The organism is Pontibacter sp. H249 (assembly GCF_037892465.1).
Lineage (GTDB): Bacteria > Bacteroidota > Bacteroidia > Cytophagales > Hymenobacteraceae > Pontibacter.
This window is the reverse complement of record NZ_JBBKTR010000006.1, coordinates 87633-101153: the sequence shown is the minus strand read 5'-3', so window position 1 is coordinate 101153 and position 13521 is coordinate 87633. Positions and strand designations below refer to the sequence as shown.

Genomic DNA, 13521 nt, shown 5'->3' with positions numbered 1-13521 from the left:
TCCTTCGATTATTGTCAAGCTGTCCTTTGTCCGGCTAAAAGTATAGCTGCTGCAAAAATACCGATAATTGCCGGAGTAGCGAAGCCAAGCACAGGATTTTAGAAAAAGGCCAGAATTTCTTATTTTCGGGCAAAAGATAAGCACTATATGTCAAAAGATACATTGGAAGCCGTTAAGCTGGACATCGATCTGCTTAAAAAAGCTTACCGCCTCATGATTACTGCCAAAACCATGGCAGATACCTACGAAGAAAACAAAGCCATCTGCAGCAAGTATGTGCATAGCACCTCACGTGGACACGAAGCGATACAACTTGCAGCCGCTTTTCAATTAAAGCCTTACGACTACGCCTCGCCATACTACAGAGATGATTCTATTTTGCTGGGTATTGGTATGCAACCGTACGAGCTCATGCTCCAGCTAATGGCAAAAGCCGACGATCCATTTTCAGGAGGTCGTACTTACTACGGACATCCATCACTAAAAAGAGAAGGTTTCCCGACAATACCGCACCAGAGTTCTGCTACAGGTATGCAAGCTATTCCGGCTACAGGCATGGCGCACGGCATTGCGTACCTGGAGGGGCAGGGCCTGCTAAACGTGGGGGAGAAGCCAGTGGTACTATGCTCTTTGGGCGATGGCTCTGTAACAGAAGGAGAAGTAGCAGAAGCTTTCCAAATGGCCATACTTAAAAATTTGCCGATCGTTTACCTGATTCAGGATAACGATTGGGGGATTTCTGCTACCGGCAAGGAAATGCGTGCCATGGATGCCTATGAGTATGCGGCGGGCTTTAAAGGAATGGAACGCCTGCGTGTAAACGGTTCTGACTTTGAAGAATCATACGAAGGAATGCGCGTAGCCTTTGAATATGCACGTAAAGTTCGCAAACCAATACTCGTACATGCTAAAGTGCCTTTGTTGGGTCACCATACTTCCGGTGTTCGCCGTGAGTGGTATCGTGGCACTAACTTAAATGAGCATGCTGTAGACGATCCGATCCCGAAGCTGCGCCAGGCGTTAGTAGATGCTGATGTAAGCCAGGACGAGATTGACCAGTTAGAAGCAGAAGCGGTAGCAACTGTAGCAGCTGACTATCACAAAGCACTAGAAGCACCCAACCCTGAGCCGAGTACGTTTGATCAGCATGAGTTTGCGCCTACACCTGTTACCGAAGAGCAAGGTGAAAGAACACCTGCTGGCGCTGAAAAGGTGATTATGGTGGATGCCGCGCTTCATGCAGTAGATGATATCCTTCGTACCTACCCGGAGGCATTGTTCTATGGCCAGGACGTTGGCGGTGAACTTGGTGGCGTTTTTAGGGAGGCAGCTTTGCTGGCTAAAAAATATGGCGATGCTCGTGTATTTAATACTCCGATTCAGGAAGCTTACATTGTAGGTTCTACGGCTGGTATGTCGGCAGTAGGAGCCAAAGCTATTGTAGAGATACAATTCGCAGATTATATCTGGCCAGGTATTAACCAGTTAGTGGAAGAGTTGTCTAAGAGTTGCTACCTGAGCAATGGTAAATTCCCGATTCAGTCTGTAATTCGTGTTCCAATTGGTGCTTACGGTGGAGGTGGCCCATATCACTCCGGAAGTATAGAATCTACATTGATGAACATCAGGGGTATAAAAGTAGTGTTCCCAAGTAATGCTGCTGATATGAAAGGGTTGATGAAAGCTGCCTTCTTAGACCCAAACCCTGTGGTGATGCTGGAGCACAAGGGTATTTACTGGTCTAAAGTACCAGGTACAGAAGATGCAAAAACCATTGAGCCGGATGAGAACTACATTTTGCCTTTAGGTAAAGCCAATATTGTGCAGAAGGCCGATGAGGAGGAAATGCGCATGGGCAATAGCTTAACTGTAATTACGTACGGTATGGGTGTTTACTGGGCTAAAACAGCCTCTAAGCAATTCCCAGGGAGTATCGAAATTGTAGACCTGCGAACGCTTAACCCACTTGATTATGAAACTGTGAAAGCATCCGTAGAACGTCACGGAAAGGCGCTGGTGTTAACAGAAGAACCATTGATGAACTCTTTTGCTGAGTCATTAGCTGGCCGATTGTCTAAGGATTGTTTCCAGAAGCTAGATGCGCCAATTTATACTTTAGGAGCCGCCAATTTACCAGCCATTCCACTGAATGTGGAACTTGAGAAAATGATGCTGCCAAACCCTGAAAAAGTAGCCAATGTGCTCGATGAATTACTGAATTACTAGCAAATAAGATCAGGTATAAAATGAAGAAGCCCCATCATTTGATGGGGCTTCTTCATTTTATATTTTAAACTACTGTTTAATAAAGTTTATACTTTGTTGATGCAGGTTGCCAGTAATCCTGAGTATATACTTTCCTGTTGCAAGACTACTTAAATCCAGTGCATGTTCAGTGGCTCCTGAAAGAACAAGTTGCTTAACCATACGGCCATCTATACTATAGATATTAATTGTATAAGTATCTACAGGTAGTTTCGAAAGCGGAAGATATGCTTTGCCTTGTGTAGGGTTAGGGTATAGCATAGCACCTGCATCCTTTGCAAACGCATCGTTTAACGTTATAAATACTACTGTGCTGTATTCATACTTTCCGTCAAGATCAATTTGTTTTAAACGATAGTAAACAGTTGTGTTTGGCGTTTTAAAGTCTGTGAAGCTATACGATTTTTTAGTGTTAGTATTACCTGCAGCATCTACACTTCCTATTGCTTCAAAAGTACGGCCATTTATACTGCGTTCAATAATAAATTTATCGCTGTTTAACTCTGTAGCTGTTACCCAATTTAATACAGCATTACTGTTTTTTAGCTTGGCAGTAAAGCTTAGAAGCGTAACTGGTAACGGAGAAATAATGTTTGTATCACGGTAGTGCATTTTGTTGTTGCTATTCAACAAGTATAAAACCCTTTCGCCGCCAGTTCTGGAATCGAACAGGTCTACTAAACCATCGTTGTTTGTATCTCTGTAATAGGCATTTCCAGGTTCCAGAAAATTAGGGATACCGTTTTTGTTGTCATCTCTCAACCAGGCTGGCAAGTTACCAACCGTAATATTTGTTCCTACAACGTAGTAGCTAAGGCCATTTCTAGCTTCGAACCTTGTAGCCCTATCTAATAGATTGTCTAAAGATTCACCGTCTTCATTATCATCAAAAGACTCTACAAAATCAGAAGTCAGATCGTCGTCACTGTCAGTATCCATATAGTCCGCAATGCCATCGTTATCTGAATTTACAGGGTTGATAGCAACACCATTAACAGCACAGCCACAACTTGCGTCAAAAGCATCGTCAATACCGTCTCGGTCTGCATCCAGGAAGCGGCCTGTAGTATAAGTTAGTGTTTCCTGGGCTTCCATCAGGTCGGGTAATCCATCATTATCCGAATCGATGTCAAGGAAATCTACTATACCATCTTTATCTGTATCTGGCATACTATACTTTGACACACCGTTATTAGGAGCAGTTTGAGCAAGAGCCGGCATTCCATTACCGGAAACGCCTCCACTTAGAGTACCGGTAGTACTGTTATAACCCATTGCGGTTGGTGCTGTGCCTCCGTTTGCCTCTATTGCATTTGTGATGCCGTCACCGTCCATATCTAAATCAAGGGAGTTAATGATGCCGTCTAAATCTGTGTCAAACCAATCGTTGATGCCATCACCATTAGTATCTATAAACGCCTTGTTTCCTGGATAAATAAAGGCAGGATCTATATAGTTAAATATTCCATTGTTATCTGCATCGCCATACGGATCTACGTCACCAGAAGAATCCATGTCTGTAATACCATCATTGTTATCATCCACATCATTGAAATCATTAACGCCGTCACCATCTCTATCTGCGGTAATTACAATGGCAATATTATTTACAATCGATTCATTACCGAACTCATCAAGGGTTTCAACATTTATATAGAATGTACCAGGGCGTATCAGAAGAGGGTTTGACACTACTATATTACCGTTGTTAAGCAGTTCCATACCAGCAGGCATTGTTCCACTTGCTAAGCTTGCACGAGTTATACTACCATCAGGGTCAACAGGGTAAGCCAATACATCATTCTTTAGATAATCGTAAAAGTTTTTAGATGCATTAGAAGTATAAGTTGCCTGACGATCACTAATGGTAAAGCTTATTGTTGTGCGGTTATTACCTGCTTCTCTGTTCTCACCGTTAGGGTCATATTCTGTAGATGATACCTTGTAGACGTAATTTGTAATTGTACCCGTTTTATTTGGCACAACTGTCATCACAAGATTGGCAGTAGCATTGTTTGCTAAAGCAGGAATAGACCAGATACCTGTGGCAACATCGTAAGTACCAACAGTAGGGGAGGCGCTTACAAAGTTGAAGCCTGCTGGCAAATTCTCTTTTACCAAAATGTTTGTTGCTTCATCAGGTCCAAGATTTCTCACTCTAATTGTGAAAGATGTCTCTTCTCCTACAAATCGATCTTCTGTTGGCACATTAGAAAACACTCTGATATCAGCAGCTTTTGCTGTGCTTATACTTGCAAGTGCCTCGTTGTTAGAGGTAACGCTATCATATTCGTTTGCGGTATTTACTTTTGCCAACATAGACAATTCTCCTGACACTGTTGGCTTTACTGTTAGCACCAAGGTCTGCGGTTCATTCGGAAGTATGTCGGAGCCTAGTGTCCAGATACCTGTAACAGGATCATAAGTACCTAAAGATGTAGTTGCACTAACAAAAGTTAGTCCTTCTGGTAGTTTATCTTCTATGGTTACACCTGTTGCAGCATCAGGTCCAACGTTTTCCAACGTTATAGTAAAGGTTGTGTTTTGATTATTGTAGTATGGACCTGGGGCAACTGTGTGTGTTACCTTAAGGTCAGCAACCGGAAGTACATCTAGTAAAGCAACAGCCTTATTATTCTCTACAACACCGTCGAATTGATTAGCATTAGTGACGTACCCACCTAAGTTCAAGCGGCCTGTAGTATTAGGAATACCTACTACAGTTACACTTTTACTTTCTCCTGGAGCTAGCTCACCAACTGTCCAAACACCTGTTAAAGGGTTAAATCCTGGATCTCCACTTACAGAAATAAAATTTAAAAGTCCAGTTCTGGTATCAGAACCTACCAATCCGGTTACTTTATCAGGGCCATTGTTTGTAACTGTCATTACAAAAGTAGCCTGTGTAACACCATTGTAGTATTTACCTTCAGGATCATTACTGGTAACAGTCATGTTTACACCTATCTCTGCTAATTTATTTACAGCGATAGTTTCGCTGTCAGAATCAACTCCTGAGTTTGCGCCTTGTGGTTGCTCCAGTGTCTGCAATGAGGCAGTAAGTGTATGATTAATTATTGCTGTAGCTGCAGTTGTCGGGTTTGGTAAAGGCTTAGCAATTATAGTTAATTCAGTAAAAGAGCCAGATGCAAGAGTTCCTAAGTTCCACACTCCGGTTGTAGTATTATAGGTGCCTAGTTTTACATCGTGGCTTACATATTCCATGGTACTAGGCAGCAACGAGTTAATGTATGCTCCAGTCGCTATGTCCGGCCCCAAGTTTTCGGCTCTAACTATAAATGTGACAGGCTTTCCTGTATAATAATTATCTGCAACGGCTCTTACATCAACAGCTATATCAGCTGTAATAACCCCTGAGCCGGACGTAATGGAATTTGAAGCACGGTTATTACCATTAACGTTATCAAATTCTGTATGCGTTTGTGTAGCGGTAGTAGTGATTACTGCACTTTGGTTTATGGTAGCAGTTAAAGTTAATGTCTGTGATGCACCATTAGTAAGGTTTCCAACTGTCCAAATACCTGTATTCGGGTCGTAAGTACCTGCAGTTGTAGTTGCATTCTGGAATGTAAGTGAGGCAGGCAGTTTGTCTGTAACTAGTACATTTGTGGCAGTGCTAGGGCCATTGTTTGTTACAACTATACTATACGTCACCATCTCACCGTTTGCGTAACTTGACTTTACAGGTGATATAGTATTTGTAACAGCTACATCAGCAGTAGGGCTTACGTTAATGGTTGAGCTTGCAATATTGTTGCTTGAAACACCATCAAACTCTGTATGGCTTTGGGAAGCTGTTAATGTAATGGGCCCTGTTGCAGTAGGTCTCGCGTAAAGCGTTAATGTTTGTGAAGTACCGTTTGCAATAGTACCAACAATCCAAGAACCATTTGCTACATCTATTGATCCCGCTGTTATGTTATAGCCTGTTATAGTCAAGCCGGCTGGTATCGGATCATCAACAACAACATTGGTAGCGTTATTTGGTCCATTATTAGTAACTCTGATAGTATAAATAATGTCCTGGTTCTGGCTAGGAGTGGTGTTATTAACTGAATTTGTAATAGCCACATCTGCCGATGGAATTACATTAATTGTGTTTGAAGAGGAGTTATTGGCAGAGTTCTCGTCTAACTGAAAGCCCGCTCTATTGTTTAAAGTGGCTGTTGTTGTGATGGCACCTAATCTGTTTGTCTTAGCTTTAAGGATTAATGTAGCCGTTGCACCATTAGTTAAGTTGCCTACTGTCCAGACGCCATTTGTAGTGCTGTAACTACCAGATGCTGTTGTGGCACTCACAAAAGTTAGCCCAGAAGGTAGTACATCAGTAATTGCTACGTTAGTAGCATCGTTAGGTCCTAGATTTCTGGCTGTAATGGTGTAAGTTACTTCATCGCCATTGCTAAACGTTGTACCAGAAGCAGTGTTCTTTACTTCGATATCTGCAGCAGGCACAACTGTTATGGTTGCAGTTGCAGAATTATTAGAAGCAATAATATCCGCTTGCTGCATTGCAGTTATACTTGCGACTTGAGAAATCGTACCTGTAACTTTAGGCGACACAGTTATAGTAAGAGTGCGTGTAGCGCCAACTCCTATATCACCAACTGTCCAGACGCCTGTAGTAGCATTATAAGTACCTGAAGATGGTACAGCATTGATGTAGTTAAGTTTGGTGTTATCGATAAGGTCTGCTAACACTACACCTGTGGCAAACTGGGGACCGTTGTTTGTGATCGTGACAGTATAGGTAAATTGCTTGCCAACTACATAATTGCCACCTGAAGCAACATTAGTTACAGCCAAGTCAGCAGAACAATCATAGGTATAAACCTGCGTTTGCTCCGTCTCATTGGTATAGCCATAAGTCCAGGTGTTTACAGTGTATAAGTCTCCGGCAGTAGTAGTCGCTGATCCCCATCTGTGTACACCCCCAGATGAGGTCACACCAAATAGTTGAGTTTGAGGCGTAGGAAATCTAGAGGTGGCTAATTTTGAGTCATCCCAATATAGCTTACTTACATAGTTATCCGTTGGTACACCAGGTGGCAAAGGCCTTACCTCACCAACTCTGAATCCATCTACGTTAGTTTCTGCGTCCCAAACCGGGAAGTTTACAGGTCCGCTTCCGTTTTTAAAATAATATCTTAGTGTTGTTCCTTTAGGTACTACTTGTCCTAAGCCGTTCAAACCATCCCAAGTAATAACTTTATTTCCGGCAGGCCCCGTTTTTTCTAAAAGCACATCTGCTGTTCCGGGATCATATACTCCGTTGTTGTTTAAATCTATCAGCACTATGAATGTACTGCTTTCAGAGCTGTTGCCCGTAAAGGTTACTCCGCCTCTGTCTGTAGTAGAATTAATACAGAAAGGCTGAACATTAACAGTAAATGTAGGAGCAGTAGCTGATGGCCATATTTCAGGGTCTGGATTTGTTACGAAGTTAAAGTATTCAGGATAATCTGAGTTAACCGTCTGGCTTTTGCGTCTTTCTTCAAAAATAGTTCCTGTTACGGTACCCATACTGTTAGTAACAAAACGGAAAAAGTTTTGTGGGGCAATTCCAGCTAATTCTATTTTTTTAATGAAATACTTATCTGCTTGGTTTTCGCTTGGTATAAGCGGGTACATGTTAAAGTCTTTGGAGAATACATTATTAGCACCACCTGCCGAAAAAGACCACAACTTACTACGCATACGGCCAGGTTTTTCTACACCAGAGCCGTCCACTACTGTAAAGTCCCAAAGATCATACACTGAAAATCTACGCCCATCATCAGTCCAATTTGATTCACCTACTTGGTTAAACTCTACCCAGTAGTCCTGATCAGCGCCTGTATTGTTTGTTATTGATAAAGCGTTATATCCTCCAGAATTATATTGGGTGCTACCAATAGAAAATCTAGGCCCTTCTGAGGCTTGCTCTGGCGTTGCTATAACACCACTTTGGTTAGTGTTAAGTAGCATGTGCCTTGTAGAATTTTGATTACGGGTAAGTGTTGTTTGCCGTACAACTTCACCAACCACACCCGTACTTACAGTAGCTCTCCTGATAGTAATAGTTAAATCAGCCTGATTTGCAGACGTTTGATCATGAATAGCCCTTCTTACACCATATAATAAATGTTCCCCTGCTTTAACTCTAATGTAAAGCCTGTGATCTGTAGAAAACGTAGCTCCATTGCGACTAAAGCCTGCAGGCTTTAAAAAGCCAAGAGACGTAATTGATACTCCACTAGCACTAGGAAAGTTAGCATCATGAGCAAGATAACCCGATCTAGTATTATTGGGGTTAGTCAGATCGGTGGTAGAACCAGCTCTATTAGGAGTTAGGTTTTTTGATCCCTCAGCATACAACAACTGTGGGAATAGCAGAGCTAAAATAAAAGTGAGTCGTAAAATTTCTTTCATAAGCAGATGGCATAGCCTATTCATTAATCAAACAAAAAATGCGCACTCTCGTATAAGGCATTTTTTGCAACAATTCCTAAACTCAAATGCAATGCCGTTAGTTCCTCATAAAAGTTCCATGTTAGACTTTCTTAATTGATATTTTAAAGGATAAGCTTGTTACTCAAAGCAATGTTGTAACACAGAGCCATGCCTAGCTAAATTCTAATTGTGTTTAAGCAATTTGATTTATACAATAGGTAAGATTTTTTGCACTTTATACTACCTGTCAGGGTATGTTATAAAGCAAATTTGATAGGTTAGCCTTATTGAAAAAAAGTTGACTAAAAGCTAAAAAAGTTTGAAGAATGGATTAGGTGAATTTAATCCCATTAGGTTGTTCTTCCTTATTTAGGAATATTTAAATATAAATTTCCCAATTAAAAAGGGTAGCCAATACCTATATTAAGAGAGGTTTGATTGTTACGGGTAAAAATTTGAGAGAATTTAAAATTATCCAATACAAAACGTTGCCCTTGCACCTCTGCGGGATCAATTACTTTAGTAGCAATATCAAAGCGTAGCACCACTACCGAAAGATCAAAACGGATACCGAAACCAGTGCCAACTGCCAGTTCTTTGTAAAAACGGTTAATTTCAAAATTTGCACCTGGCCTTGCAGGGTCCTTTTTTAACTCCCAAACGTTACCGGCATCCACGAAAAGGGCACCGTTTATAAAACTGAACAAATTAAAACGGTATTCTGCGCTTCCTTCTAATAAAACTTCACCTGGTTGTTCTGCATTAAAGTTTCTAGTAATCACGGTATCGCCTTCAACTATAGTTTCAGTAGTAGCAGGATAGGATCCCAAACCTAACCTTCTGGATTGCCAGGCACGCACGCTAGAGGCTCCGCCTGCAAAAAAGTGCTTATCGTAAGGTAAAACAGTAGAATTAAACAGTGGCTTGGCCACGCCTGCATTAATTCTATACGCGAATAACCTTTTGCCTCCAAGCGGAATGTATCGCCTATAATCTGGGTTAACTCGGGCATATTGAAAAGTTCTGAGGTCAGAAAAATTCAAGTTTAGTCCAAGTTGCTGGCTTATGCCCCCAAGCTCTAACTGTGCACGGAAATAGCGAGCATTTCTTGTCTGCGCAAAGTCGTTTGTGTTGTATATAAAATTAAACGACATATATGAAAGCAATGCACTCTTAAAGCTTTCAGACAGCGATCGACTGTTACTGAAACGATTAAGGTAATCCTCAAAAGTAGAATCTAAACGACTAACTTGAATAATGTTAAAATTAGCAGGAGAAAAAGTATACTGCATAACAGGAGGCTGAGAAGGGCTGCGATAACGCTGCCAAATATAATCCAGTCCTAATTGATAACTTAAACGCTTGTATTCTGTACGATCTTCTGAAGATAAACCAGTAAAAAAGCGGGTTCTGGGGTTTAGGTTAGCCAGCAAGCTTTTACCGGTAAAAGGAAAGAGTATAACAGGAAACGTGAGCGCAACGTTGCCGCCATACTCTTTTATCATAACCGTTTCGGCTTCGCGAGTTAAAGCAATCTGGCCTTCTAAACCGCCGTTCAAGCCTATATCAAGATTCTCAGCTCCACCGAATATATTACGAACTCGCAACCTTATACTTGAATAAGGACCGGGCCTACGCTCTGTAAAATTTACTCCAAGCTCTGTCGTTTCCTGATACTTCTTGGCCGGAGAAGCGTTGATGAAGGCATTTAGTTGATAGGTAGAATCGGAGGGAGTACCTACTCTGTTGTAAAGTATATTATTAAATTGAAATACATCCAGGTTAGAAAGCTTACGCTGCGTAATGGTGGTTTGTAGCTGACTGTACAAATCACCAGGCTTTACATCAATTTTCTGATCTAATATTTCTGTAGAATAGCGGTGCCTGTATGCCATGTAATTTACACCATTGTACTCTATCGTATCACGTGGTATACCGAAGCGGTCTATATCTGATTTAAAGTATACATCATTAATTTTATATACTTTATGCCTGCCTCCATTTTCGGGATTTTGTATAATTGTATTTACCTGAGCGAAGCTTCCGGCTCTGGTTGTATCAACCAAAAACTCTATATAAGCGCGCGCGAATTCATAGTAGCCTCTGTTTCTAAGCAGATCAAACAGCCTATCTCTTTCACTGGAAAGAACTTCCTCATCATAAATATCTCCAAGCTTTAGAAGCGATCTGTTTGCATTGCTTACTACAATGCGCCTTATAGCCGTATCCGGTATAGTATAAGTGAACTCTGAATACCTGTAAGGGGTATTTTCTTCTACATTTATAGTAACGTAGACTAGTTTCTCATTTTTTACTTCTTTAGTATAACTTGTTTTGCTGTTGAAGAAACCTTTAGCATTAAGGTAGACATTGATTTGATCGATGGTACGTTCCATTTTTACCGAATCGTAAATGGCAGGCGGCTCACCAAGCTGCATCAAGAAATTACCTTCTTTCAGTTTTGTCTCGAGGCGCTCTATCTTGTTCTCAAAACGGTTCCTGATACGAACGACTTTAGTAGTATCAGTTCCGGCAGCTGCTATTTTTTCATCTCGCTTTGTTTCTTGCTCATTAATCTTTTGCTGAATTTCAGGTGGGTCGTAAAACTTTTTACCAAAATTATAAAGAGCCAAGTAAGGGGCAGTACCCAATACGAGGCGGTTCGGCTCTTGCCTGTAAAGTCCCTGAATAGCAAGCGGATCTACTAAATCTAGCCCCTCTGGTTTTATACTTACCAGTAACTTATCTTTCTCGCCAAGATATGCGGTGGGAACGCAGCCTGTGAAGAGAAGAATTGTAAATGCAAGGGCGTATATGTATACTCGTGATGTCAAACGTTTATCAGGCTATGTTCTCAAAAGCAATTGTAAAATACGTTAAATCGCTGCAAGTAAAAAAATACCGCAACCAACACCAAGCATTTGTTGTGGAGGGAGCAAAAAGTGTGCTCGAATTACTAAAATCTGATTTTGAGATACAGCATTTGTTTGTTACACAGGAATTTAAAGATGAACATAACGCTGTTATTATCAAAGGTTTTAAGTATGAGATAGTTACAGAAAAAGAATTAATTGCCGCAGGTACTTTTGCAAGTAATAACGCTGCACTTGCTGTAGCAAGTATGCGGAAGTTGGCACAGCCTAAAATACATGAGCATAGTCTAGTAATCGCACTTGATGATATTCGTGACCCAGGTAATCTTGGTACAATTATCAGAATAGCTGATTGGTATGGATTAGAACATGTGATTTGTTCCGAAACCTGTGCCGATTTTTATAATTCAAAAGTAATATCAGCTACAATGGGCTCTTTTACCAGAGTGCAAGTACATTATCTAGACCTTCCGGAGTGGCTCGCACAACATACAAGTAAGTTTAAAATCTATGGCGCCTCGCTTGCTGGCGAAAATCTGCACCGTATGCATCTTAAGCCCGAAGGTATTATTGTGATGGGCAATGAGGCGAATGGTATAAGACCTGAGGTAGCCAAGCAGGTTAACCAACTGATTAAAATTCCTGCCTTCGGCCACGCAGAGTCGCTTAATGTGGCTACGGCTACAGCCATAATTGTAGACAATTTTATGCATAATGCATAGTTTAAAAAGGAAAAGGAGCCTTTAAGCTCCTTTTCCTTTTTAAACAATATTTAATCACTTTATACTTGTTAGTTCAGTAGTCTTAAACCAAAGCTGATCACGTTTGCCTGCGGTCCGCGGTTATCTTTAAATACATCATTCATGTTATACTTTACAAACAGATTAACGCTTCCGTAACCAATAACGCCCTCAAGTCCATATTGGAAATCACTTAAGTTATAGTTATCACGGGTTTTATCTTTCTCTGTTTTACCTTCTTCCTGGTACTTCAGTTTAGTGTGGCTGCCTAAACGGTAACCTGCAAAACCGCCTGCTCCAATCAAAAATCCATCTTTTCCGTTCTCACGCTTAAACTGTAACTTTGGCATAATCGGAATATTCACTGACGAATAAGTGAGTTTAGACTTCTCAAAGTTTCTGTCTGTTAGCTCCGTAAACGTAGTTACCTTGTTAATGTCATTTACTACAATGTTATCGTCGAACATGAAGTTGTTGAAGGCAAACTCGAAGCCAGACACAATATAGAAAGGACTTTTGCGACCACCAATTTGGTTATTTAAATGTAGGTTAAGGCTTACATACCTCGAGCCTAATGTCTTCAAATCCGGTACCTGCGTATCTTCAGTGTTCAGTAAATTGTTGTAGCCCAAATCAATATCAAAGTTAAACTTACTTGCCTTGTAGTGTTTTTCTTTATAGGCTGCTCTGGTACTATCACGTTGTGCCTTATCCGGCACATTAACATTTACTCGTGTGTTGTCACCGTCTTCCTCAACTTCCACATCTATTTTAATGGACTTGTTGATTCTTATCTCGTGACGTTCTTTCTTCACCTCTCCGGTTTTAGGATCTTGTTCCTGTACAGTCACTGTTATTTGCTCAGATTTTCCGTCGGCAGATTTATCCGTATTGAATGTAACTGTCATGTCTTTTTTGCCGTCGGTGGTATTCTCCATCTGGTCTACCTGCTCTACATACTTGTTCAGCTCACGCATCAGAGAGTCTAGGCTATAGTTCTCAAATGCCTTTAATTGCTCTATGTTCTGAAGTTGTAGGATCAGTTTTGCGCCGTTTGCCATTCTTACAACAATAGTATCCTGTTCAGAGGTTAGGCGCTCTTTTACGGTAAGGCCGCCTTTAGCAGACACACCGGTTACTGTGGCCATGAAGATGGCCATAAGAAGTAGTACTCGTTTCATGGTTTTGTA

General features: G+C 41.1%; 5 protein-coding genes. 2 read left to right on the top strand and 3 right to left on the bottom strand.

Annotation, left to right across the window (positions count from 1 at the left end):
• The first annotated feature begins 147 nt into the window (after positions 1-147).
• Positions 148-2226, top strand: coding sequence for an alpha-ketoacid dehydrogenase subunit alpha/beta (locus WG943_RS09780; RefSeq protein WP_340408579.1), 2079 nt, complete (start codon positions 148-150; stop codon positions 2224-2226).
• Positions 2227-2295: 69 nt separating this feature from the next.
• Here WG943_RS09780 and WG943_RS09775 read toward each other — a convergent pair whose 3' ends face one another.
• Both WG943_RS09775 and tamL read right to left on the bottom strand, forming a co-directional pair.
• On the bottom strand, positions 2296-8697 hold the full coding sequence (locus WG943_RS09775; RefSeq protein ID WP_340408578.1) for a T9SS type A sorting domain-containing protein: 6402 nt from the start codon (positions 8695-8697) through the stop codon (positions 2296-2298).
• Between the two features lie 419 nt (positions 8698-9116).
• A complete protein-coding gene (gene tamL / locus WG943_RS09770) occupies positions 9117-11552 on the bottom strand; it encodes a translocation and assembly module lipoprotein TamL (protein WP_340408576.1) in 2436 nt (811 codons plus the stop codon).
• On the opposite strand from tamL, the gene WG943_RS09765 reads away from it, so the two are divergent.
• Positions 11546-12313 (top strand): TrmH family RNA methyltransferase, encoded by a 768-nt coding sequence (locus WG943_RS09765; RefSeq protein WP_340408574.1) that lies wholly within the window; start codon positions 11546-11548, stop codon positions 12311-12313. The genes tamL and WG943_RS09765 overlap by 7 nt on opposite strands.
• A gap of 68 nt (positions 12314-12381) precedes the next feature.
• Here the strand turns inward: WG943_RS09765 and WG943_RS09760 are convergent, their stop codons facing one another.
• A complete protein-coding gene (locus WG943_RS09760) occupies positions 12382-13512 on the bottom strand; it encodes an outer membrane beta-barrel protein (RefSeq protein WP_340408572.1) in 1131 nt (376 codons plus the stop codon).
• Positions 13513-13521 lie beyond the last annotated feature (9 nt).

Coding starts and splice junctions, on each gene's coding strand:
- WG943_RS09780 (WP_340408579.1), top strand. CDS start 148: ATGTCAAAAGATACATTGGAAGCCGTTAAGCTGGACATCGATCTGCTT.
- WG943_RS09775 (WP_340408578.1), bottom strand. CDS start 8,697: ATGAAAGAAATTTTACGACTCACTTTTATTTTAGCTCTGCTATTCCCA.
- WG943_RS09765 (WP_340408574.1), top strand. CDS start 11,546: ATGTCAAACGTTTATCAGGCTATGTTCTCAAAAGCAATTGTAAAATAC.
- WG943_RS09760 (WP_340408572.1), bottom strand. CDS start 13,512: ATGAAACGAGTACTACTTCTTATGGCCATCTTCATGGCCACAGTAACC.